Here is a 24,200-nt window from a genome sequence, read left to right on the forward strand (position 1 = left end):
GAGGCGGGAGGACTCGGCAGCGGTTACTCGAGCGGATCGCGGATGAGTGGGCAGGTCATGCAATGGCCGCCACCGCGGCCGCGGCCGAGTTCGGCGCCGACGATCGTGATCACCTCAACACCCTGCTTGCGGAGCAGCGCATTCGTGTAGGTGTTGCGGTCGTAGGCGAACACCACACCGGGTTCGACGGCGACGAGGTTGTTGCCGCTGTCCCACTGCTGACGCTCCGACGCGTAGGCGGTGCCCCCGGCCTCCACGACGCGCAGGCCGTCGAGGTCGAGGGCGCGCTGCACGACCTTGAGGAAGTGGTCGGCCTCGGCGATCACCTCGACACCGGGGTCCTTGTCGGAGGGGACCAGCGTGAACGGCCGGACCGAGTCGATGATGCCCGGGTACACCGAGACGAGGTCGCGATCGGCAAAGGTGAAGACCGTGTCGAGATGCATGGCAGATCGCAGCTTGGGCATACCCGCGACAACAACCTTCTCGGCCGCGCCCTTCGCGAACAGTTCGCGGGCCACCTGCGTGATCGCCTGACGCGATGTTCGTTCACTCATCCCGATGAGAACCACACCATTCCCCGGCACGAGCACATCGCCGCCCTCGATCGAGGCTGCACCCCAATGCTTTTCGGGATCTCCCCACCACACTGTGGAGCCCACGAAGTCGGGGTGATACTCGTAGATCGCCTTCATCAGCAGGGTCTCGTGATGCCGGGCCGGCCAGAATAACGGGTTGAGAGTCACCCCGCTATACACCCAGCACGTGGTGTCCCGGGTGTAGAGCGTGTTGGGCAGCGGCGGCATGAGGTACTCGCCGAGCCCGGTGGCCTCGTCGACGATGGACATGTAGTTCGGCCGGAGTTCGGCGGGCAGATCCACCGTGGACAGGCCGCCGATCAGGAATGTGACCAGATCTCGGGAGTCGAGTTCGTCGAGGAACTCGCGCGTCGCAGCGACGAGACCCAAACCGGTTTCGTTGGCGACGATCTTGCGATCGAGCAACCACGACCGCGCTTCGGGGTTGTCCATCGTCTCGGTGAGCACGTTGTGCAGTTCCACCACGTCGACGCCCCGGTCGCGCATCTTGGTGACGAAGTCGAAGTGGTCCCGCTTGGCGTTCTGCACCCACAGCACGTCGTCGAAGAGCAGGTCGTCGGCGTTGGTGGGCGTCAGCCGTTCGTGCGCGAGACCTGGGGCGCACACCAGCACCTTGTGTAGCCGCCCGACCTCGGAGTGAACGCCGTAACTCGCTGAGGGTGTGGCCGGGGGTGTGGTCATCGTGGACTTCCTTCTGGAATCTGGGCACTTCATGACCCCCTTCAGAAACCTACCTAACCGCCGGGCACCATCTCCCGAAATGTCGCATACGTTGCCTTGATCGACTTGGCGCAGCCGAGCATCACCACACCGCTGTCGGCGTCACCGCTCATATCCCACTGGTCCATCGCGAGTTGCATCAGCGCGCCGTAGGTGGACATGACGACGCGGACACGCATGTCGTCGTCGGCGAGACCCATGCGCTGGGCCACCTTGCTGCGGATGGCCTGCGTCTTCCACTCCCCCATCTCCACGCTGCGCGCACGGACGGCGGGAGAGGCAGCGACAATTCGGTTCATCACCATGAACTGTTCGAACAGCGGAGACGGCGGGTCCTGGCTCGCCGCCTCTTCGAACACCTGCACATGGGCCGCGCACAGTGCGTCGAGCTCGTTGCCCGTCTTCGGCTGTGCGTCGAGGGCAGCAACGACGGCGGTCACGAGTTCCTCGATCGGTCCGAGAACCACGTCCTCCTTGGTGGCGAAGTAGCGGTTGAACGTCCGCGGCGAGATGTCGACGGAATCCGCGATCTGCTCGACGGTCGTCGCGTCGAATCCTTGCTGGTCACACAGCTCGAGCGCGGCGGAGATCAACGCCGAGCGGGTCTGCATCTTCTTGCGTTCCCGCAGGCCGGGTTGACCCTTCGCGCACATCATGGTCCGGATTGTAGCACCTGATGCCAATTGTCTTTCTCTGCGATTTGTCTCTTGACGACTTCTGTCTGACTCTGCCATTATTTGGAAGGTACGCAGCACGATCCCCTCACGACCTCAGGTGTCACCATGACGGAAACTCAAGTCCTGCAAGCATCCCCACCCGAACCACGGATCGATGACGACGTCGTCATCGACCACTCCAATCGCCGATGGTGGGCGCTGGGCGTCATCGCCCTCGCCCAGCTGATGGTGGTGCTCGACGCCACGATCGTCACCATCGCCCTCCCGTTCGCCCAGGTCGACCTCGAGATCTCCGACGCCAACCGTCAGTGGGCGATGACGGCATACACCCTGATCTTCGGCGGAATGCTGCTGCTCGGTGGCCGCCTCGCCGACTACCTGGGCCGACGACGCATGTTCCTCATCGGCCTGGTCGGCTTCGCGGCATCGTCCGCCTTGGCCGGACTGGCCTGGGACAGCGTGTCGTTCTTCGGCGGCCGCGCCCTGCAGGGGGCGTTCGCCGCGATCCTCGCTCCGGCAGCACTGTCACTGATCACCGTCACCTTCGTCGAACAGAAGGAACGTGCACGGGCATTCGCCGTGTATGCCGCGGTGTCCGGCGGCGGCGCGGCCATCGGCCTGATCGCCGGCGGCGCCCTCACGGAGTACCTCTCGTGGCGGTGGACGTTGCTGGTGAACGCTCCGATCGCGGTGATCGCGGCGGTCGGCGCGGTGGTCCTCGTTGCCCGCGACCTGCCCGCTACTCGCGGGCGCGGTTACGACCTCCCCGGCGCATTCACCGCCACCCTCGGCCTGATCAGCCTGGTGTACGGCTTCACCCGGGCGGCGGAAGCCGGCTGGTCGTCGGCGTCGACGATCACTTTGTTCGTGCTCTCCGCAACCCTGTTGTCGGCCTTTGTCTTCATCGAGAGCCGATCAGCCAATCCACTTCTGCCGCTGCGGATTCCGGGTGAGATCAATCGTGGAGGCGCCTATCTGCTGTCGCTGATCATCCCGATCCCGATGTTCGCGGTGTTCATGTTCTTGAGCTACTACATGCAGAACACGTTGGGCTACAAGCCACTCGACGCGGGGATCGCCTTTCTCCCGTTCCCGGCCGCGATCATCGTCGCCGCCGGTATCGCGAGTTCGCTTCTGCCACGGATCGGGCCGCGCATCCCGACCATCACCGGCACCGTGCTCGGCATCGTCGGACTGCTCTACCTCGCGCAACTCGACTCCGACAGCACATGGCTCGTGAATGTCCTGCCCGCCGAGGTGCTGATCGCCGGCGGCATGGGACTGATCTTTGTCTCGATGCAGTCGGTGGCCCTGCATCGCATCGAGGAGCGCGACGCCGGCGTGGCCAGTGCGCTGCTCAACACCGGCCAGCAGATCGGCGGCTCGGTGGGTCTCGCACTCCTGTCCACCATCGTCGCGCAGGTTCTGGCCCGCCACCCCGGAAGCCAGGCCCCGATCGGTTCGGCCGCCTTCAAGGAAGCGAGCATCTACAGCTACGACGTCGCATTCTATTGGGGCGCAGGCTTCTTCGTCCTGGCACTGATCGTCGCAGTGTTCATGATGCGCCTGAAGGCATCCGACATGGGTGACGAAACCCAGAACGCGGTCCACGTGGCTGCGTGATCCCTCTGTGTGAATCCCTCCGCAACAGCCACCCGCTCGGGCGTACGCTCGGGCGGGTGGCCGCTGTATGCCGAAGGGACCCGCCATGACCGACCGTCAAGTACTCATTCCGGATGCGCGCCATCCGATCACCATCTCGCCCGCACCGGGAACCGTCCGCGTGACGGCCGGGGACACTGTCGTCGCGGTCACCGACGCCGCCCTGGTGTTGCAGGAGTCGTCCTATCCCCCGGTGTACTACATCCCCCGGGACGCGGTCGGCGCGGATCTACTCACAGCAAGCGCGCACACCACCTACTGCCCGTACAAGGGTGTGGCGCACTACCACGGACTGCGCACCGACGCTGACACCTTGCGGGACAACAAGGTTTGGTATTACGACGAGCCACATGCAGCCGTGTCGGAGATCGCCGGGCACGTGGCGTTCTATCCGGATGTGGTCGACATCGAACTCGTGGCCGGCGCGCCGAATCGACAGCGCTGACCGACTCGCACACATGCAGATCGGGATGACAATGCCGGTGATGGAACCCGGCCTCGACGCGACACTCCTGCGCACGTGGGCCGAGACCATCGACGCGGGTCCGTTCTCGTCACTGTGCTGGGGAGAGCGCATAGCCTTCGACAATCCCGATGCGCTCACCCTCTTGGGGGCGTTGGCCGCCTGGACGCATCGCGTTCGGCTCGTCACCACGGTTGTGGTGCCACAACTCCACGACCCCGTGATGCTCGCCAAAGCACTGGCGACCGGCGACATGCTGTGCGACGGAAGACTGACGGTGGGTCTCGGCGTGGGCGGACGGCACGAGGACTACCGAGCCGTCGGCGCGGACGTTGCCACCCAGACCATGCGCGGAATGGCCGACGCCGTCGAGATCATGCGCCGGGTGTGGGCAGGCGAACACGTCACCGACTCGGTCCGCCCGGTCGGCCCACCGACGACGCGACCCGGCGGCCCCGAACTGCATGTCGGAACCACGGGACCCCGAACGATTCGCAGCGCATCGCACTGGGCGTCGGGGGTCGCCGGGGTCACCCTGGACCTCGATGTCGGCCAGCAGCGCCAACTCTTCGACGTCGCACTGCGATCCTGGTCCGAACTCGACAAGCCGCACCCGCACCTGGCCACCTCGTTCTGGTTCGCCCTCGGCGACGAGGATCGGGCCCGCGCCCAGATACCCCGCACACAGATACACCGACACCTGCGCCACTACATGAACTGGATTCCGGCCGACTTCGTCGACGCGATGGCACCGACCACCGGCTTCGCCGGAACGCCCGCGCAGCTTGCCCAGACCCTGCAGGCGTTCGCCGAGATCGGCACCGACGAGGTCGTTCTCATCCCGACCGACGCAGACCCGGGCCAGCTGCGCGACGTTGCTTCAGTTGCGCGCGAATTCGCCGACGCGTGACCACGGAGTGGCTATAGGGTTCCAGTGGTGTCGAGATCGTCAGCATTTCTAAGGATCAGCCTCGCCTATGTGGTCGCCGTTGCCGTCGGGCTCGCGTGGTTGCTGTGGGGACCAGAGACCGGACAACTCTGGCTGGACACGCTGATCGCCGACCTGTTGGCCACCATTCTGATCTTCGGATTCAGTCGAGTGCACCACAATTCGAGCTTCTACGACGCCTATTGGAGCGTCATCCCGCCGCTGCTGCTGGTGTTCTGGTGGGCACGCGGCGATGCCGGCCTCGACGCGGTGCATTGCTGGCTGGTCGCGATCATCGTCTTCGTCTGGGCGATACGCCTGACCGCCAATTGGGTGCGCACGTTCCCCGGCCTGCATCACGAGGACTGGCGCTATCCGATGCTGCGCGCCCGCGCCGGACGAGGCGAGTTCGTCGTGGATCTCGTTGCCATCCATGTGATTCCGACGCTGCAAGTGTTTCTCGGCATGCTGCCCGTCTATGTGGCCGTGACGCATTCCGCCGACGAGATCGGGTGGTTGACCTGGGTGGCGTTTGCCGTCGGCGGTGCGGCGATCACGCTCGAAACTGTCGCCGACCGGCAGTTGCAGAGCTTCACCCGCTCGGCGACCGAGGGAGCCGTGATGGACCGCGGACTCTGGAGCTGGTCTCGGCATCCGAATTACTTCGGCGAGTTCTCCTTCTGGGTTGCGTTGGCGTTGTTCGGAATCGCGGTTGCGCCGACCAGTTGGTGGTGGATGTTCGCGGGCGCGGCCGCCATGCTCGCCATGTTCCTGGGCGCGAGCATCCCGATGATGGAACAGCGCAGCCTCGACCGCCGGCCCGCCTACGCCGATGTCGTCGCCCGGGTGTCGGTGTTTCTGCCCCGACCGCCACGCAATCGGGTCGAGGCCTGAACACGTGACCGCACGCGTGGTGATCGTCGGGCTCGGCGACACCGGAACCCTGTGCGCCATACACCTTTCGCCGCATGTCGAGGTGGTCGGGATCTCCACCAAGGAGGGCCTCGTGAGTGGGCAGGAACTCGGGATGCGGTTGGCCCGGCCCCAGGAGTGGTCGCGTGAGTACGACGTCGACTACGGCCGCTACCGCCGGCTCGACAAGGCGACCATCATCCGCGCATCGGTCGTCGGAATCGATCTGGGCTCTCGCACAATCGAACTCGTCGGGCCCGACGACGAACACCGCGTCGAGCGATTCGACGTCGCGATCATTGCCACGGGCGCCCGAAACGGATTCTGGCGCAACCCGGATCTCCAGACGGCACAAGCCGTGAAAGACCAACTGAGCGAGAACCATCGGCGTATTCGAGACGCCGCGTCGGTTGCGGTGGTGGGCGGTGGGGCGTCGGCCGTGAGCGCGGCAGCCAACATCGCCCTCGGCTGGCCGGAGAAGACCGTCGACCTGTACTTCCCGCATGACACCGCACTCACCGGCCATCACCGGCGAACGTGGTCGCGGGTCCGCCGGCGTCTGGCCGCTGCTGGGGTTCGGATGCATCCGGGGCATCGCGCGGTGATCCCCACCGGCGGGCCACTCGATCACATCGACTCCGGAACCATCGAGTGGACCACCGGCCAGTCGCCAGCAACCGCGGAGGCGATCATCTGGGCGATCGGCCGGACACAACCCAACGCCGGATGGCTGCCCGCCGATCTTCTCGACGACGACGGCTTCGTCAGGGTCGACGCGGACCTTCGAGTTCCCGGTCATCCCAACGTGTTCGCGGTCGGTGACGTCGCCGCGACCGACCCGCTGCGGTCGTCCGCGCGCAATCGTGCCGACCGCCTTGTCGCCCACAATGTGCGCGCACATCTGGCCGGACGGCGGCTGCGCGAGTACCGGCCGCCTCGGCGCCGGTGGGGATCTGTCCTCGGACCGCAGCCCGACGGGCTGGAGGTGTTCGCACCCAACGGCCGCGCGTTTCGCTTCCCCGGTTGGTCGATCAAGACAGTGCTCTGGCCGTGGATTGTTCACCGTGGGATTTACGGCGGCATCCGGCCGGAAATCGATGAGCAACCGCGAGCGGACAATTGACCCAGAAAAAGCCCTGAAGGGGCCCGAAACCACCCGCCATCGAATTCGGACAAACAGCTTGACACGCGCGTAAGGGCGGGATATTTTTCGAGTGGCCCACATCACATCCGGTCTGGGCTCACCGACCGCCAGCGTCGTCTAGCTGGGCGGACGGCGAAATCCAACCCAATTTCTTGTAGCCCCGCCGGGCTGATTCGTCGTGCCCGGAATCAGAGTGGAAAGGCACCATTCATGCGTTGGAGAGCCCGTCGAGTTGCCGCGATGGCCGTGGCCGCGGCCTGCGTCTTGTCGTTCGCAGCCTGTAGTCAGGACGATGACAGCGGTGGTTCCGCAGCCGAGAACGGCACCAAGGCGTCCGGTGATGCCATCAAGATCGGCCTTTTCAATCCCAGTCTGGGAGCGGTTCCGCAGCCCGGTGTGACCGTGGGCAAGAACGCGGCCGTCGACTACATCAACAACCAGATCGGCGGCATCAACGGCCGACCGATCGAGATCGTCGACTGTGGCATCGACCAGGCCAGCCCCGAATCGACCAGCGCCTGCGCCACCCAGTTCCAGGAGCAGGGCGTGGTAGCCGCCATCGACGCGTACAACACGCAGTCGGCCGCGGCGCTGAAAACACTGACGGCCGCGGGTATCCCCCTCGTCGGGCAGATCCCGTTCAACCTGACCACCGGCGCCCAGACGGCGAACCGCGTGTACTTCGGACCGCCGCCGGCGGCATTCCTCGTCGGATTCATGCAGCAGCTGAAGGCGGCAGGCAAGACCTCGCTGAAGCTCGCGAATGCCGATCTGCCGGAAGCTCACGTGGTGTTCGACCAGCTACTCAAGCCGATGGGTGCGCTCCTCGGCATCAAGGTCGACGCCATCTACTACCCGGCAACCGGCCCCAACTTCACTCAGCTGGCATCGACGCTGGCCGACGGCAATCCGGCTGCGACCGGTCTGATGACCTCCCCGATGGACTCCACCTGCACCAAGCTGGCCGAATCGCTGCGTTCGATCAACTACAAGGGCACCATCTTCCTGGCCGCATGTACCGACTTCATCAGTGAACTCGGCGACCAAGCCGTTGGCGCACAGACGTATTCGCCGATCTGGCAGCCGCCGTCAGCTGATTCGGCGCCGGAGCCGGCCAAGACCAACCTGGCGACCGCGCAGAAGTTCATCGACAACCAGGAAGGCAATGCCGGCTTCTACGGATACGGCACCTTCTCGATCCTGGCCGACTTCGCGAACATCCTGAACGCCGCCAAGGTCACCGACATCACCGGGCCCGTCGTGCTCACCGCCCTGAAGGCCGTCAAGGACTACCAGAGTTTCCTGGGACCCAAGCTGGCCAACTGCGGTAAGGCCACCTCGCCGAACTGCACCACCGAGATGCTGCTGTTCGACGTGGTCGCCAACAACAAGACCCAACCGGTCACCGGCGGCTTCATCACCCCGTTGCCCGCCGCGCTGGCCAAGATCCCCGGCGCAGCGTAGTCAGATCGGTTCCGACCGATTTCTCATCGCGGCCGGGTGGGGCGACCCTCGCCCTGCCCGGCCGCGATCATCGTCAAGTCCCGCCACCCTCTGTGGCAAGAACGAATGAGTGACAAGCATGGGTCAGCTGCTGCAATTCGCCGTCCTCGGCTTCGCCTTGGGCGCCATTTACGCGGTACTCGCAACATCTTTGGTCGGCGTGTACGCCGCCACCGGGATCATCAACTTCGCCCAGGGCGCGATCGGACTGTACTCGGTGTACGTCGTTGCCGCACTCCGCACCGACGGTAGCCTCGTCCTACCCATCGGCACGCTGTACCTGGGCACCGCAAAGCACCCCACGCCAATGGGATTGGCGATCGCCATCGGCATTCTGAGCGCCATCATCTGGGCGCTGCTCGCGCACTTCCTGGTGTTCCGACCGCTGCGGCGCGCCCCCGTGCTGGCTCAGGTGGTCGCATCGGTCGGCCTGATGCTCTTCCTGCAAGCACTCGTTCAGCTGCGCTTCGACATCGAGGATCTCGAAGCCGACGACATCCTGCCCAAGAACACCATTCACCTGGGCGACACCGTGATCAATGTGTCGGACCTCATCTTGGCGGGCGTCGCCATCGTGATCGCGGCACTCTTCTGGGCCTACTTCCGGCTGACGACGTGGGGGGTCGCAACGCGGGCCGGTTCCGAGGACGAACTCGCCACCCGGCTCACCGGTTTCTCGCCAGACCGACTGGCCGGCATCGTCTGGGGAATCACCGGCGCCGCAACCGGTCTCATCGCCATTCTGTCCGCTCCGACCATCGGGCTGACCGTCACCACCTACACGTTCTTCGTCATCCCGGCACTGGCCGTCGCGCTGCTGGGCCGACTCACCTCGTTCGGTGTCGCCTGCGCCACCGGACTCGTACTCGGGTCGTTCCAATCGGTCATCGCCTGGCTGACCACCAAGGACTGGTGGCCGGACTGGGCGCAATCCGGGATCGGGGATGCCGTCCCGTTCGTCGTCATCATCGTCGCCCTGTTCGCGATGGGCGGTCGGATCCCGTCGCGCGGTTCGCTGGGCGAAGTACGGTTGCCCGCCGTGCGCATTCCGCGGATCCGTCCCATCCACACGATCGTGATTCTCGCGATCGCTGTCGTCGCGATCGTGATGACCGACGGGTCGTGGCGGATCGGTGTCACCACGTCGATCATCCTGTCGCTGATCGCGCTCTCGCTGGTGCTGCTCACCGGCTATCTCGGCCAGATCTCGCTGGCGAGTATGGCATTCGCCGGTGCCGCCGGATTCGCGCTCTCGAAGATCACCACCAACTGGAATGTGCCGTTCCCCTTCGACATGATTCTCGCCGCGCTCATCGCGACATTCCTGGGCATCCTCGTCGGCATCCCCGCGCTCCGAATCCGCGGTGCGCAACTCGCCGTCGTCACTCTTGCTGCCGCACTGGCGATCCAGAGTTTCATCTTCAACAACCCGGCTCTCACCGACTCGTTCAAGGGCAATCTCATCGAGGACCCAGCACTGTTCGGTCTCGATCTCGGCGCACGCGACGGCACCACGATTCTGACCCTGCGGTTCTCCTTCCTGGTGCTCATCATCGTCACGATCGCCACGCTCGTCGTGCTGCGGTTCATGGGTGGCTCGACGGGCCGCGCATTCCTCGCGGTGCGGTCCAACGAACGAGCGGCCGCCTCGGTCGGAATCAACGTCGCCGCAACCAAACTCCTCGGTTTCGCCTTGTCGGCATTCCTCGCCGGCATCGGCGGATGCCTCATCGGTTACCGGGAAGGGCAGATCTCCGGCGGATCGTTCACCGTCATCATCGGGCTCACCCTGCTGGCGATGACCTATGTCGGCGGCATCACCTCGTTTGCCGGCGCCGTGATCGCCGGCATCATCGGCCCCCTCGGCATCGGCTGGGTCTTCATGCACCAGACCCTCGAACTCGGTCAGTACTACGAGGTGTTCGCGGCCGGAAGCCTGCTGCTGATGGCCGTCCTGAATCCCGAAGGTGTGGCCGGCGCGGTCCACAAGGTCGTCGAACACTTCCGCCACCATCCCGAGCAACCACCGCAGCAAGCCCCACCGCCGCCGGATGCCTCGGGAACGCCCACCACTTCCGAGGCAGGTGCCCATGTCTGACGCAGCACTTCTCGACACCACCGCGCTCACCGTGAAATACGGTGGTGTGGTTGCCAACTCCGATGTGTCCATCACCGTCGGTGCAGGCGAGATCGTCGGGCTGATAGGACCCAACGGCGCAGGCAAAACGACCTTCGTCGACGCCGTCACCGGATTCACCAAGGCGTCCGGGACGGTCACCCTCGACGGAACCCAACTGGAGAAGGCCGGCCCCCACCGCCGTCGTCGAGCCGGCATGGCCCGCACCTGGCAGGCCGGCGAACTGTTCACCGACCTCACCGTCGAACAGAATCTGGCGGTAGCGATCCAGCCAGTCGGATTGCGTGCCATGCTTTCCGACGTCATCAACGGCTCCAGGCCGCCCGCCGACACCATCAGCAAAGCACTCGATCTCGTCGGCTTGCACGGCGTCGCCGGACGCAAACCCGGCGAGCTCACCCTCGGTCAGCAGAAACTGGTCGGCGTCGCCCGAGCGCTGGTCGGCGGATCGCGCCTGCTGCTCCTCGACGAACCGGCCGCCGGACTCGACACCCACGAAAGTGTGGAATTCGGAGCGGAATTGCGCCGTATCGCCGCCACCGGCATCGGCATCTTGCTGATCGACCACGACATGTCGCTGGTGCTCGACGTCTGCCACCGGCTCTACGTCCTCGACTTCGGACGCGTCATCGCCAGCGGCACACCGTCGGAGATCCAAGCCGATCAAGCGGTGGTCGCGGCGTATCTCGGCAGTCCGGAAGTCGATGCGAGCACCGGCACCGTCGTGCCCGGCGCCGGGAGCGAAGCGAGCGGGCCGAGTATCACCGGCGCCGAAAGCGAAGCAGAGGCAGGCAAATAATGAGTGAGGCAACAGGACTCGAGTTGTCCGACATCACCGTCGGATACGGTGGCGTCCCAGCGGTGCGCGGTCTCAGCGCCTCGGTCCGGCGCGGCGAGATTCTCGCTCTGCTGGGTCCCAATGGGTCGGGAAAGACCACCACGCTGCTGGCTGCGGTCGGGGCACTGCCGTTGATGGCCGGCGATGTGCGTGCGCTCGGCGAGCCCATCGATCGGCGGATCGAACGCAACGCTCGACGCGGCATCACTCTGGTCCCCGACACCCGCGGCGTCTTCCACCGCCTCTCGGTCTCCGACAACCTGCGACTCGCCAAGCGCAAGGGCGGCATGGAGATCGACGCCGTGTTCGACTATTTTCCCAAGCTGAAGACGATGCGGTCACGACGCTGCGGCAACCTGTCGGGCGGTGAGCAGCAGATGCTTGCACTCGCGAAGGCACTACTCACCGGACCGCAGGTCCTGCTCATCGACGAGATGAGTCTCGGCCTGTCGCCCATCGCGGTGCAGGATCTGTTGCCACGGCTGCGCGCCATCGCCGATGACCACAACATGGCCGTTGTCCTCGTCGAGCAACACATCGATCTCGCACTCGGCATTGCCGATTCCGCGGTGGTGTTACACCACGGGCGGGTCGCGTTGTCGGCGTCGGCGAGTGAGCTCAAGGCCAACCGCGACCGCGTCGAGGACGCCTACTTCGGCCGCTAGTGGTGTGTCTCGGAAAGTGGTGACCAGTATCCGGTGGAGCGGTCGGCGATCTGGCCAGGCGGAGGAGAGAGTGATAGCGGCGCTATCGTGACCGACGACAACGCAGCCAGGCGTCGATCGAACGCCGGAGACTAGTTACCAATTTCTGAGACACACCACCAGGACCGAGTCGACCAACCGCAGGAGGCAGCGTGGCCAGAGCGGAGAGCGGCCGGGGCGAGCGAAGCGACGGGGGAAGTCACCGAAGTACGCGGAACAGGCCTACTGATGACGAGTTGCTCACGGCTGCAGCAGAAGTCATCGGTGAGGTCGGTGCCGAACGCACCACGATGGACATGATCGCCGATCGGGGTGGCACCACCCGGGTGACCCTGTATGCCCACTTCGGTTCGCGAGATGCGTTGGTCGAGAAAGTGATCGAGCGGGAGTTCGTCGCCTTCGCGGGCTACATGTTCGGCGTGTACGACAACAGCGACGGCATGCAGCACGGCCCACGCGCGCGCTACACGGTGGAGGCACTGTTCGACTACGCCCGCAACAACCCCGTCGGCCTGCGCGTTCTTCTCGGCCACCGCGACGGTCGCGACGACACCCCGGGCCGTCGTATCTATGCGGCGTTGGAACCGAAGATCGCCTCGAGGCTTCGACAGAACTACGCGGAGGTCGGCGCCGACATCGGCGCCGGTGCCAATGCGCTCGCGTCGCTGCTGCTCGGGATGGTGCTCGACGTCGCCCACCGTGCGCTCTTCGTCACCGGCGCCGACATCGACGCGGCGAGCGAACTCGCGGTGACCGCCGTACTCGCCGTCCTGCGGGAGGTCCGTCCCGAACAGTTGCGGGCCCTCGACGAGTCGCTGTCGCGGAGTTGAGCGTGCGATACCGAAGTGGCAGGGTCCTGCGATCGCCTGCATCATGGGCAAATGGCACGCGTCAGCACACCTCGATCCACGGTCTGGAGGTGACCGGTGCCCCATCGCAGCACACGTAACCGCCCGACCGATGACGAACTGCTCGATGCCGCGTGTGGCGTCATCGCCGAAGTCGGGGCCGAACGATCGACGATGGACATGATCGCCGAACGCGGAGACACCACCCGGGTCACCCTGTACGCCCATTTCGGGTCGCGGGACGCGCTGGTCACCCGGGTTATCGAGCGAGAACTCGACAAGTTCACCACCTTCATGTTCGCCGTGTACGACGAGAGCGAAGAGATGCAGTACGGCGCCCGCGCGCGCTACACCGTGGAATCGCTGTTCGAATACGCCCGACGCAACCCCGATGGTCTGCGGCTCCTCATCGGCCACCGGGAGGATCAGGACGACCCGGCCGGGCGCCGCCTCTACGCGGCGCTTGAGCCGCGGATCGCGGCACGGCTGCGCAAGAATTATGCGGAACGCGGCGCGCACATCGCCGCCAGCGCCGATACCCTCGCGTCGTTGCTGCTGGTGATGAGCCTCGACGTCGCCCATCGCGCGCTGTTTGTCGACGGCGCCGACATCGACGCCGCCTGCGATCTCGCCGTCACCGCCACCCTCGCCGTACTCCGCGACGTCCGCGCCGAGCAACTGCAAGCCATCGACGCGTCGATGGGTGACTGAGTAGCGGCGGAAGGGCGTTCCGCGGAACGCTCACGCACGCGCACAAGCAGATCTCAAGTTGTCTCCAAGCGACGCCAGCGATCCTTTCGGCAACACCACACCGAAAGGACCCACCATGAACACCGACACCACATCCGAGGCGATCACCTACATCGACGACGCGCCGCGCTCGCCGCGGCCGATGTGGCGACTCGCCCGTAGCGGCGCCGTCACGCTGGCCTGCATGTCGTTCGCCCTTGTGGCCGCGTGCAGCTTCAGCATCGGCGACGATGACGCCGTCGAGAACTCCGACGACATCTCGATCGGCGAGTGTCTGCAGATCGGCGACAGCCTCGACGGCGGAAAGGTCAAGGCGACCAAGGTCGACTGCGACACCACCGACGGACTGTCGTTCTACGCGGCCGAGATCATCTCCGAGAACGCGCAGTGCGGAAGCAAGAACACGTCAACACTCACCTTTGCCGACGGCGACAAGAAGCTGTGCATGACACCCAATTTCGAGACCACGTCGTGCTACCAGATCCCACTCTCGGGTGGGAGTCTGGTGGACTACCGCAAGGTCGACTGCGGAACCACCGCCAAGGACTCGACGATCGTCGCCCAATCGGTCACCCGCGCAGACGAATCCGTGTCCTGCACGACGGAGCAGACCAAGTGGTCGTTCAAGCAGCCGTCGTCGATCGGCTATTGCCTGCGTCCGGTGACGGCCTAGGGTCGCGTGTCAGGTGTGCGCCGGCGAGTAACCGTCTACAACGGTCCGCCTGAGGTGCCGCCGAGGGCATATTTCCCTCGGCGGCACCTCACGGCGACCGTTGTGGTTGCCGCCCTCGGCGATTCAGTGCGGATCGGCGTCGACCAGGTCGTGAGTGACATCGTAGGCCGACCGCATCCGTGTCATCTCCGCGTCGCGGATGCGGTAGGCGCGCGCAGTCAGTCGCGCGCGACCACCGAAGGCAATGGTGCGCATCGGCTGTACAAGGGACAGAACCGGTCCGACCCGCGCCAGCACCTGGGCGAGCGGATCGTCGGGGACGCCCAGCGCGTCGGCGTCGTGAGTAGCGAGCCTGCGAGCGTATCGAAGGGCGCACCTCAGGGAGCGGAAGAGGTGCCCGAGGGAGGGGAAGGATCAGTCGGCGGCGACTTCTGACAAGCGCTCTGCCGCATACTTTTTCATCGCTTCGCGTTCTTGGTCGTGCTTGGGGTAGCCGAAGAACATCACCAGGGCGCCGGCGAACACGATGAGCACTGCCGCGCCGTAGGCCAGGGTGTCACCGTGCACAAACGCGTCGCGCGCCGCAGTGATGATCTGATCCTGATACTGCGGATATCGTTCCGCCAGTACCTCGGCGCTGGAGAACGACTTGGTCAGCGCGGCCTCGGTCTGGCTGGTCACCTGGTCGGCATTCGGCGAGTCGGAGATCTGTTCGGTCAGTGACTTCGCGTATCCCGCAGTGAGAATCGCACCCAGGATGGACTGCAGGATGGCGCCGCCGAGGTCGCGTTGCAGGTCGGACATGCTCGACGCCATACCCGCGCGCTGAACGGGCACCGAGCCGGTCAACGACCGCGACGCCGGGGTGCCGGCCAGGCCGACCCCGAGTCCGACGAAGAGGTACACCGTGGCGACATGCCAGAACTGGGCGTTCTCGTCCCACGTGAGCATCGCGAACAGCAGACCGATGATGCAGGAGGTATAGCCGCACAGCAGCGTGAATCGGGAACCCTTGGCCTCCACCAGCTTTGCCGACCGCGGCGCGGCGACGATCATCGCCGCGGCGCCGACGAGGATCGTGGCGCCCGACGCCAGCGTCGAATAGCCGAGCACGTTCTGCATGAATTGCTGGCCGATGAACATCGCACCCATCAGGGTGCCGAACACGATGAGGCCACCGACCGCGGCCACCCAGAACGTCCGCCGGGACGCAATCCGCAAGTCGAACAGCGGAACCCGCACGTGAAGCTGGCGGAACACGAATGCCACCACGGCGATCAGGGCGACGCCGAACAGGATCAGCACGACGGTCCGCATGTCCGCGTCGGGAGCGAAGTTCAACGCGAGCACCAGCGCCCCGACCATGAGTACCGACATCACGCCACCGAGATTGTCCACGGGCGCGGCGTCGTCGCCACCGTCGGACGGGATCAGCCGCCAGGCCGCGACCAGCGCGACCAACGCCAAGGGCAGCGTCACCAGGAACACCGAACCCCAGTCGAAGACCTCGAGCAGTGCACCCGACAGCAGCGGACCCATCGCCGAGATCGCCCCACCGATCGCGGACCATGCGGCGATCGCCTTGGTACGCCGCGGGCCTGACCAGAGCGCGGTGATCACCGCGAGCGTCGTCGGGAAGGCGAGACCCGCGGCGATACCGCCGACGAACCGCGCCCCGAACAGCACCTCGAAATTGCCCGCAAGACCCGCGACCAGTGACGCCGGAATGGTGAGACTCATACCGATGAGGACCATCATCTTGCGGCCGTAGCGATCGCCGAGCGCACCGAAGTACAGGACCGACGAGGCCAAGCCCAACGAATAGCCGACGGCGATCAGGTTGAGCTGCGTCGAACTCGCGTCGAGCTCCTTGCCGATGTCCGGGAGCGCGACGTTGGCCACGGCGAGGTTGATGTTGGCGACGCCCGCGACGAGGATCAGCGCGGTCAGCACCAGCTTCGCCTTGGGGGGCGCGGTTCCTGCGTCGACGGTGTCGGTTGTCGAGGTCACGTGGAGAGCCTACGACGCGAAGGGCTGGTGAAACACCATACTTTCGGTATGGCGTTGCTAAGGTCGGTCGGGCCCGTGGCGCTCACTTGTGTGTCGAAAGGTCGGCCATGCTCGCACTCATCCCGCCAACACAGCGTCGAACTCTTGACGAGCTGACCGATCGGCTCGATTTCTCGGTCGGCGACAGTTCCTCGAAGCGGTCCGCGTTCTGGATCATGCTCACGTTGTCCGGGATCATCGCCGTGTCGGGTGTGGTCGCCGACAGCACCGCGACGGTCATCGGAGCGATGATCGTGGCTCCCCTGTCGACCCCGATCCTGGGCATCGGGCTGGGCATCGTGACCGCCCGCGGCAAACTCATCCTGCACAGCGTCGGCTATGTGCTGGCCGGTGTCGTCCTGGTGACCCTGCTGGGCGTCGTGATTGCCCAGTTGCTCCCGAATCCCACCAATGTCCTGTCGAACTCGCAGGTGCTCGGTCGGACCTCGCCGACGATCGTGGATCTGCTTGCCGCCATCGCGACCGGCTTCGCAGGAGCGATCGCCATCACCCGCCGCGACGTCGGCGACGTACTGCCGGGCGTGGCCATCGCCATCTCGCTCGTACCGCCGCTCGGTGTGGTGGGTGTCTGCCTCGGCTCCGGCGCACCGTCGTTGGCGCTCGGCGCTTTTGTCCTGTTCGCGTCGAATGTCGTGGCCATGGTCATCACCGGGGTGCTCGTCCTCACGGTCGCCAGTTACGGTCGCGAGGCGATCGCGGAGGCCGCTGAGGGACAACGACATCCGGCGCGGCGGGCCTACCTCGTGCTGGCGGCAGCGCTGGTGGTGGTTGCAGTTCCGATGGTGATCAACTCGCTGACGTCGTTGTGGGCCAGGCAGGTTGCGACGGCCACCACCTCGTGGCTCGAAGCCGGCGGCGCCACCAACGCCGAGGTCACCGGCGTGAGCTGGAGTGGGCAGACGGTGACCGTGAGTGTGCTTGCGCCAGGAGAACTACCACCGGTGAACACGCTGCAACAAACGGTCGACGATCTGGTGCCGTGGAGTCCGGAAGTGGTGGTCATCCACACCACCGGGCAACGAGAGTCGGCGAGCTGAGCACCTCGGTGCCCAGACTCGTGTAGTACGGATTGAAGAACAACCGCAATCCACATCGAGGTGATCAGCATGGGTAGCCCCGAGGCCGCCACCGCAGCAATTTCCGACGCCAACGCGCAAGCTCGAAGCGATTTGCCGTTCTCCGACACCGCCGATTTCGACGCGACGACCAAGGGATTCATCGCAGCCCTCGACACCGCGGTCATCACCGACGACAACGGAAAGCCGGTGTGGGACTGTGCCGAATTCGACTTCCTCGCCGAGGACTGCCCACCCACCGCGAATCCCAGCCTCTGGCGGCAGTCGGAACTCGTTGCGCGCCACGGGCTCTATGAGGTCACCGATCGCATCTGTCAAATCCGAGGCCTCGATCTCTCGAATATGACACTGATCGAGGGCGACACCGGTGTGATCGTCATCGATCCGCTCATCTCGGCGGAGACCGCTGCAGCCGGGCTGGCCCTCTACCGTGAACACCGTGGTGACAAGCCCGTCACGGCGGTCATCTACACCCATTCCCACATCGACCATTTCGGCGGCGTCAAAGGTGTGACGACCCAGGAGTCCGTCGATGCCGGCGACTGCGTGATCGTCGCCCCGTCGGGCATGGTCGAACATGCGGTTGCCGAGAACGTCTATGCGGGAACGGCTATGGGCCGACGCGCCGCGTACATGTACGGTGCTGCGCTGCCGCGTGGACCGCAGGGTGCGATCGGTGCGGGTCTCGGACAGTCCACCTCGACCGGTACGCCGACGCTCATCCTGCCGACCCTCGACATCACCACAACCGGACAGACCGAGACCATCGACGGCGTGGAGATCGAGTTCCAGCTGACGCCGGGCACCGAGGCGCCGGCGGAGATGAACTTCTACTTCCCACAGATGCGCGCGCTGTGCATGGCCGAGAACGCCACGCACACCCTGCACAACCTGCTGACGCTCCGCGGCGCTCTGGTGCGTGACCCACATGTGTGGTCGAAGTACCTGACCGAATCGATCACCACGTTCGCCGGGCGCAGCGACGTCCTGTTCGCCTCGCACCACTGGCCGACGTGGGGCACCGACGAACTCACCGGATTCCTCGCTCAGCAGCGGGATCTCTACGGCTATCTGCACGATCAGACCCTGCGGATGCTGAACCAGGGCCGCACCGGCATCGAGATCGCCGAGGACATCCAGCTCCCGCCCGCACTGGAGAACGTGTGGCACACCCACGGCTACTACGGGTCGGTCAACCACAACGTGAAGGCGATCTACCAGCGCTACATGGGCTGGTTCGACGGCAATCCCGCACGACTCTGGGAGCACCCGCCTGTCGAGTCGGCCAAGCGCCACGTCGAGTTCATGGGTGGCGCCGACGAGGTGATCCGCAAGGCCCGCGAATACTTCGACAACGGCGACTTCCGCTGGGTCGCACAGGTTCTCAACTATGTGATCTTCGCCGACCCGTCCAATGCCGGCGCCAAGGCACTACAGGCCGACACTCTCGAGCAGCTCGGCTACGGGTCGGAAAACGGCACCTGGCGCAACTTCTTCCTCATGGGCGCGTACGAGCTGCGCAACGGTCCGGTCGGCACTCCGACCACCACGGCGGCCCCCGATATCGTCGGCGCGCTGTCGGTGGAACAACTCTTCGACGCAGCTGCGCTCCGGGTCAACGGACCGGCGGCCTGGGATGCACACATCACGCTGGATTGGATCGTGTCCGACGCGGGTGTCACCCACCGCACCGAACTGCGCAACGGTGTCCTCGTGCACCACGAACTCCCGGACGGGGCCGAACCCGCAGCCACCGTATTCACCTTGCCCAGGACGGCACTCCTCGGCATCGTACTCGGTGCGGTGGGTCTTCAGGACGCGATCGACGGCGGTTCGGTGACGGTGTCCGGGCCGGTCGAGCCGTTCGTCGAACTCGTCGGCTACCTCGACAACCCGGATCCCGATTTCGCCATGGTGACGCCCTGATCGGAATGCGGATCAAGCTGTCCCGGCCCCGGCCCGCAGACGCGGTGTCGGGGCTGGTAACTGCGCTGTTCTCGATCCCGGAGGGCATGGCCTACGCCAGCATCGGCGGCTTCAACCCGGTCACCGGCTTGTACTCCGGCATGCTGCCGACGCTCGTGTCGTCGGTGTTCGCCCGCACCGTACTCATGGTCACCGCACTCACCAGCGCGATCGCCCTGTCGGCGAAGAGTGTTCTGGACTCGGCCGGTCTCGACCCGACCCGCGTGGAGAACATCGCGATGCTCACCATCGCGGTGGGCATCATTATGCTGCTGTTCGGTGTGTTGCGATTCGGTGCCGCAATGGATTTCGTGTCGGGCGCGGTGATGACCGGTTTCACGCTTGGCATCGCGGTGCAGATCGTCGCGGGAGTCATCAAGGATGTCACGGGATACAACCCCAGCGTTCACAACACCGTCGGGAAGTTCGTCAACGCCGTCGCCCACATCGGTGACTGGGAGATCGCCCCGCTCGTGGTGGCCGGCGCGACCGTGGCGGCGTGGGCCGCACTCCGACTCGTCAAACGGATCGAATCCTTCGCGACCCTCCTCTCGCTCGTTGTCGTGACCGTGGTGACCGCCATCCTGCACACCGACGTCGAGACCGTCGGCGACATCGCCGCTGTCCCCAGTCACTTGCCTCCGCTGACCATGCCGGACCTGTCGAAACTGCCCGAACTGCTGCCGGGCGCGCTGGCCATCTCGCTGGTCGCACTGGCGCAGGCCGCGGGCATCTCGGCGGCCGTTCCCAACCCGGACGGCTCACGCCCCAACGCTTCTGGCGATTTCTCCGCGCAGGGTGCGGGTAACCTCGTCGGCGGATTCTTCGGCTCGCTACCGGTCGGCGGTTCACTGTCGCGGACCGGCGTCGCGGTATCAGCGGGAGCGGCCACCCGCTGGGCAGGAATCTTCGCCGGCGCTTGGCTCATCGTGCTCGTGTTGCTGGTCGGCTCGGTCGCCGAGTTCATCCCGATGGCCGTGATCGGCGGATTGCTGATCGTCATCGGCGGCGAGCTGGTCGCCGGACGATGGCCCGACATCATGCTCGTGGTCCGGACGGCACCGCTGAGCGCCGTCGCGATGGTCCTGACCTTCGTCATCACCACACAATTCCCCCTGCAGGACGCAATCCTGATCGGCGCCGCCGTCTCACTGATCCTCTACTGCGTGCAGGCTGCCCGGTCGGCCCGCCTCATCTCACTGGTCCGCGACGACGACGGGTGGACGGTCGCCGACGTCCCCGACACCTTCCCGGCCGAGCGCATCACCGTCCTGCACCATTCCGGTGTCGCGCTGTTCGCGGAGGTGCCCCGCCTCGCCGAATCCTGGCCACGCGTCGGCGACGACAGTTCGAGAAGCGTACTCATCCTGAGCGTTCGCACACTGCCCGACGTGCCGTCCACTACGCTGCAGAAGCTGCTTCGGGCCCAAGCGAAACGGCTACGGGACAAGGGTGGACGATTCATCATCGCGGGCGTGACACCGCCACTCGCTCAACGACTTCAGCGATCTGGCTTCACCGAGGAGATAGGTGAGGAGGCCATCTTCATGGCCACCGGAACGATCTTCGAAGCGCTCGACGATGCCTATGCCGAAGCACAGCAATGGCTGGCCGCACCGCAGGGCTCCGACGACGGCTGATCGTCCGTCAGATGCAGATGGAGATGCTGATCGGTCCGATCGGCACGCCGAAGCAGATCGACAGCGAACCAACGGCCGGTGTCGGGGCAGGCGCCTGACCGGTCGGCGACGCCGAGGCGACGGCGGGAGCGGCGAGGGCCAGCCCGAACGCGGCGGCCACGGTGGCAACACTCAGCGAAATCCTGCGTTTCATGCCGGGGAGTCTACTCCCCTCACCGTGGTTGTCTCCCGTCGAGCCGAACGGCCCAACCTGTGCTTGTGTGGTTCGAGTGAGTACGACGCACCTCGGGCACATCTTCCACATCGCCGGGTCACCGACCGTCGAGCGGGCCGCTGATGCGCTCGTCGAATTGCCCGACGGCGCACTCGTGGTGTCCGACACCGGGACCATCGAGTACTGCGGTCCGCGCGCCGAGCGGCCGACGCTGCCCGGCGAGGTGGTGATCGACCACGGCTCCGCATTTCTGATGCCCGGATTCGTCGACACCCACATCCACTTCCCACAGGTCTACTCGACCGACGCGTATGGCGGCGGCCAGCTTCTGGAGTGGCTCAACAACTGCATCTTCCCGGCAGAGGCACGTCTGGCCGATCCGGAGTTCGCGCAACAGGCGGCACGCGACTTCACCGACCGCCGGATCGCTTCGGGCACCACGGCCGCGATGGTGTTCGGGTCGGCCTTCCCGGCCGCGCAAGATGCGTTGTTCGCCGAGACCCAGCGCGCGGGGTTGCGCATCGTCAGCGGCCGCGGCATCCAGACCGCCGGTCCCGAGACCGCGGCCGCGCTGATCACCTCCGAATCCGAGGCGATCGCCCTGACCGCCGAGGAGATCGCACGCTGGCACTGCGCGGACACCGGGAATCCGCGCACCGCGCATCTCCAAGTCGCGATCGTCCCCCGGTTCTCCCTCTCGGTCACCACGCACACGCTGAGGTCCCTCGGGGAGCTCTACGACGACGTACGCGATCGCGGTGTCTACGTGCACAGCCATCTCAACGAGAACAACCGGCCGGGAACCGGTGAAATCGACACGGTCAAAGCACTTTTCGGCGTCGAGTCGTACCTCGACACCTACGACGGCAAGTTCCTGCCCGGCTCGATGGTCGGTGGCCCCGGACTTCTCGGGCGTCGCACCATCATGGCGCACGCGGTGCACTGCACCGACGATGAACTCGCCCGGATGGCGCAGACCGGCACCTCGATCGCGCATTGCCCTGTCTCCCAACTGTTCCTGGGCTCAGGAACGATGCCGTGGAAGCGGACGATCGCCGCCGGGGTGACCGTGGCCGCGGGCACCGATGTGGGCGCCGGTGACGAGTGGCTGATCTCGCGGGTGCTGTCAGACGCCTTCAAGGTCCACATCACCGAACCGGGCGATGACAGCGTCTCGCTACACCCGGCCGAACTACTGTTCACCGGCACTCTCGCCGGGGCCCGCGCCCTCGACATGGAGGACCGGTTCGGCAACTTCGACGTCGGCAAGGATGCCGACTTCCTGGTGATCGAACCCGGCCGCTGGCCACCCCTGGCCGCGACCATCGAACGCGGGATCCGCTCCGACGATCCGGACCATGCGCGCGATCAGCTCTTGTTCGCGCTGCTCATGGGACTGCGCGAGCCCGCGATAGCCGAGGTGCACGTGGCCGGTCGGCGCGTGGAGGTCAGATCCGATGACCATCCCACTCGTGGTCGTGCATGAATCCTTCTGCCAGACCGACCTTGTAGCGGAAGCAACTTCGCAGGATGCCCGCATAGGCGATGGGCAACATGATGGCCGGTTTCTCGTCGCCGCGGCAGGTGATCACATCGTCGGACGACCGGAAGTCCCGCCAGAACTGACGAATCGTGTTGTCCCCCCGGCCCGCTCGACGCCATCCGTAGAGCAGCATGCCGAGCCCGATCATCCGGTTGACGTCGGCGTCGGGCTCGATGACGGGTGCGTCCGGGTCGTTGTCGAAGAAGGCGCGGTCGACGCGGTTGTGTGGCGAGAACATCATGATGCCGCTCGTCGCGCGGGGATTGCACTCGATGCAGAAAAGTCCGTTCTCGTCTTCGATGAAGTCGAAGCCGATCTGCCCGGTGAAGCCGATGTCGGCCACGAAATCGGTGACCCACGAGAAGATTCCCTCGTGCCGTGCCGAGGTGAAGTTGAGGCAGGAGCTGCCGTCGATCGCATAGTCCACCGGATAGGTCGCGTGGGCGCGGACCCGACCCTCGTGGCACACCGAGTAGGTGCAGTATTTGTCCCCGGACGCCCATTCCTGTGCGATCCACGGGTTGTCGGCGTCGTGCTCGAGCCAGGTCAGCGGTTCACCGGGAATCACCTTGTGTACCTTCTGAGATCCGCGTGAGTACACCTTCTTCAGCGCGAATGGGGCCGTGAAGTCCAGTCCCGGAACATCTTCCGGGCCGATCACCTGAGCGTACTTGCGGGTGGGGATACCGCGCTCGGTGAGGAATCGCTGGAACTCGTACTTGTGGTGAAGGCGGTTCTCGAGCTCGAAATCCGAAAGGAACAACCGACATTCCGGCGGAAAGATGTCGGTCACCATCGCGATGATGTCGGTTTCCTCGTGGATCGGGATCAGCAGGTCGATCTTCTCCGCCTCCATGATCCGCGCCAGCGCGTGACAGTACTCACGAGGAGCGAACTTCGGTGGCGGCACTCGATGAAACGACGACACCGCATTGGAGAAGCGCCCGACGCCGATCGGAATGCTGTCCACGAGGGTGACGCGATGGCCACCGGCCGCCAGCAACCGCGCCAGCTCCAGGGTGAGGAATGACCGGCCGAAAGTGATCAGGACGCGTCGAGAATCCCGCTCGTGCGCGCGTTGGAAGGAGTGCACCGGGGCGAGTGTAGACCGAGGGCGTGTAGAGATTATGTAGG

At 65.4% G+C, this 24,200-nt stretch carries 22 protein-coding genes; 16 read left to right on the forward strand and 6 right to left on the reverse strand.

The annotated features are described in order from the left end of the window. Positions 1-23 precede the first annotated feature (23 nt). Both ACWDTF_RS16620 and ACWDTF_RS16625 read right to left on the reverse strand, forming a co-directional pair. A complete protein-coding gene (locus ACWDTF_RS16620) occupies positions 24-1,280 on the reverse strand; it encodes an arginine deiminase (protein WP_449754685.1) in 1,257 nt (418 codons plus the stop codon). 53 nt (positions 1,281-1,333) lie between these two features. Then, complete coding sequence (locus tag ACWDTF_RS16625) at positions 1,334-1,975, reverse strand: TetR family transcriptional regulator (RefSeq protein WP_449754686.1); 642 nt, start codon at positions 1,973-1,975, stop codon at positions 1,334-1,336. Between the two features lie 126 nt (positions 1,976-2,101). On the opposite strand from ACWDTF_RS16625, the gene ACWDTF_RS16630 reads away from it, so the two are divergent. The 12 genes from ACWDTF_RS16630 to ACWDTF_RS16685 all read left to right on the forward strand — a co-directional run bounded on the left by ACWDTF_RS16630 (position 2,102) and on the right by ACWDTF_RS16685 (position 14,558). Then, complete coding sequence (locus ACWDTF_RS16630) at positions 2,102-3,619, forward strand: MFS transporter (protein ID WP_240860667.1); 1,518 nt, start codon at positions 2,102-2,104, stop codon at positions 3,617-3,619. Positions 3,620-3,704: 85 nt separating this feature from the next. Further along, positions 3,705-4,103 (forward strand): DUF427 domain-containing protein, encoded by a 399-nt coding sequence (locus tag ACWDTF_RS16635; RefSeq protein WP_240860665.1) that lies wholly within the window; start codon positions 3,705-3,707, stop codon positions 4,101-4,103. 13 nt (positions 4,104-4,116) lie between these two features. Continuing rightward, the gene (locus tag ACWDTF_RS16640) at positions 4,117-5,031 is read left to right on the forward strand and encodes an LLM class flavin-dependent oxidoreductase (RefSeq protein ID WP_240860663.1); all 915 of its coding nucleotides are present in this window, start codon (positions 4,117-4,119) and stop codon (positions 5,029-5,031) included. A 27-nt stretch (positions 5,032-5,058) separates the two neighbouring features. Beyond that, positions 5,059-5,943: a DUF1295 domain-containing protein gene (locus tag ACWDTF_RS16645; protein ID WP_355276423.1), complete on the forward strand. Its 885-nt coding sequence runs from the start codon at positions 5,059-5,061 to the stop codon at positions 5,941-5,943. A 4-nt stretch (positions 5,944-5,947) separates the two neighbouring features. Next, the gene (locus ACWDTF_RS16650) at positions 5,948-7,084 is read left to right on the forward strand and encodes an FAD-dependent oxidoreductase (protein WP_355276421.1); all 1,137 of its coding nucleotides are present in this window, start codon (positions 5,948-5,950) and stop codon (positions 7,082-7,084) included. A 231-nt stretch (positions 7,085-7,315) separates the two neighbouring features. Then, on the forward strand, positions 7,316-8,569 hold the full coding sequence (locus ACWDTF_RS16655; protein ID WP_240860659.1) for an ABC transporter substrate-binding protein: 1,254 nt from the start codon (positions 7,316-7,318) through the stop codon (positions 8,567-8,569). A 118-nt stretch (positions 8,570-8,687) separates the two neighbouring features. Next, on the forward strand, positions 8,688-10,706 hold the full coding sequence (locus ACWDTF_RS16660) for an ABC transporter permease (protein WP_240860658.1): 2,019 nt from the start codon (positions 8,688-8,690) through the stop codon (positions 10,704-10,706). Then, complete coding sequence (locus ACWDTF_RS16665; protein WP_355276419.1) at positions 10,699-11,544, forward strand: ABC transporter ATP-binding protein; 846 nt, start codon at positions 10,699-10,701, stop codon at positions 11,542-11,544. Before ACWDTF_RS16660 ends, ACWDTF_RS16665 begins: the two co-directional genes overlap by 8 nt. Continuing rightward, positions 11,544-12,248, forward strand: a complete 705-nt coding sequence (locus ACWDTF_RS16670; protein ID WP_240860656.1) for an ABC transporter ATP-binding protein — start codon at positions 11,544-11,546, stop codon at positions 12,246-12,248. The genes ACWDTF_RS16665 and ACWDTF_RS16670 overlap by 1 nt, the downstream gene beginning before the upstream one ends. A gap of 275 nt (positions 12,249-12,523) precedes the next feature. Further along, complete coding sequence (locus ACWDTF_RS16675) at positions 12,524-13,117, forward strand: TetR/AcrR family transcriptional regulator (protein ID WP_276615155.1); 594 nt, start codon at positions 12,524-12,526, stop codon at positions 13,115-13,117. A 96-nt stretch (positions 13,118-13,213) separates the two neighbouring features. Then, entirely contained in the window at positions 13,214-13,846 is a 633-nt protein-coding gene (locus ACWDTF_RS16680; RefSeq protein WP_240860652.1) for a TetR/AcrR family transcriptional regulator, read from the forward strand. Between the two features lie 115 nt (positions 13,847-13,961). After that, complete coding sequence (locus ACWDTF_RS16685; RefSeq protein ID WP_355276416.1) at positions 13,962-14,558, forward strand: pyridine nucleotide-disulfide oxidoreductase; 597 nt, start codon at positions 13,962-13,964, stop codon at positions 14,556-14,558. Between the two features lie 123 nt (positions 14,559-14,681). Here ACWDTF_RS16685 and ACWDTF_RS16690 read toward each other — a convergent pair whose 3' ends face one another. Beyond that, on the reverse strand, positions 14,682-14,813 hold the full coding sequence (locus ACWDTF_RS16690) for a hypothetical protein (protein ID WP_355276414.1): 132 nt from the start codon (positions 14,811-14,813) through the stop codon (positions 14,682-14,684). A 159-nt stretch (positions 14,814-14,972) separates the two neighbouring features. Then, positions 14,973-16,568, reverse strand: a complete 1,596-nt coding sequence (locus ACWDTF_RS16695) for an MFS transporter (RefSeq protein WP_355276412.1) — start codon at positions 16,566-16,568, stop codon at positions 14,973-14,975. Between the two features lie 107 nt (positions 16,569-16,675). Here ACWDTF_RS16695 and ACWDTF_RS16700 point away from each other — a divergent pair, with 107 nt between their 5' ends. The 3 genes from ACWDTF_RS16700 to ACWDTF_RS16710 all read left to right on the forward strand — a co-directional run bounded on the left by ACWDTF_RS16700 (position 16,676) and on the right by ACWDTF_RS16710 (position 21,309). After that, the gene (locus ACWDTF_RS16700; RefSeq protein WP_355276410.1) at positions 16,676-17,665 is read left to right on the forward strand and encodes a TIGR00341 family protein; all 990 of its coding nucleotides are present in this window, start codon (positions 16,676-16,678) and stop codon (positions 17,663-17,665) included. 69 nt (positions 17,666-17,734) lie between these two features. Next, entirely contained in the window at positions 17,735-19,630 is a 1,896-nt protein-coding gene (locus tag ACWDTF_RS16705; protein ID WP_355276408.1) for an alkyl/aryl-sulfatase, read from the forward strand. Positions 19,631-19,635: 5 nt separating this feature from the next. Further along, on the forward strand, positions 19,636-21,309 hold the full coding sequence (locus ACWDTF_RS16710) for a SulP family inorganic anion transporter (RefSeq protein ID WP_355276406.1): 1,674 nt from the start codon (positions 19,636-19,638) through the stop codon (positions 21,307-21,309). 7 nt (positions 21,310-21,316) lie between these two features. Here the strand turns inward: ACWDTF_RS16710 and ACWDTF_RS16715 are convergent, their stop codons facing one another. After that, positions 21,317-21,502, reverse strand: coding sequence for a hypothetical protein (locus tag ACWDTF_RS16715; RefSeq protein ID WP_355276404.1), 186 nt, complete (start codon positions 21,500-21,502; stop codon positions 21,317-21,319). Between the two features lie 76 nt (positions 21,503-21,578). Between ACWDTF_RS16715 and ACWDTF_RS16720 the strand changes: the two genes are divergently transcribed. Next, on the forward strand, positions 21,579-23,009 hold the full coding sequence (locus ACWDTF_RS16720; RefSeq protein ID WP_449754687.1) for an amidohydrolase family protein: 1,431 nt from the start codon (positions 21,579-21,581) through the stop codon (positions 23,007-23,009). On the opposite strand, the gene ACWDTF_RS16725 is transcribed toward ACWDTF_RS16720, so the two are convergent. Beyond that, complete coding sequence (locus ACWDTF_RS16725; RefSeq protein ID WP_449754688.1) at positions 22,972-24,159, reverse strand: ATP-grasp domain-containing protein; 1,188 nt, start codon at positions 24,157-24,159, stop codon at positions 22,972-22,974. The genes ACWDTF_RS16720 and ACWDTF_RS16725 overlap by 38 nt on opposite strands. Between the last annotated feature and the right edge of the window lie 41 nt (positions 24,160-24,200).

This window comes from Gordonia sp. NPDC003422, from assembly GCF_053588675.1.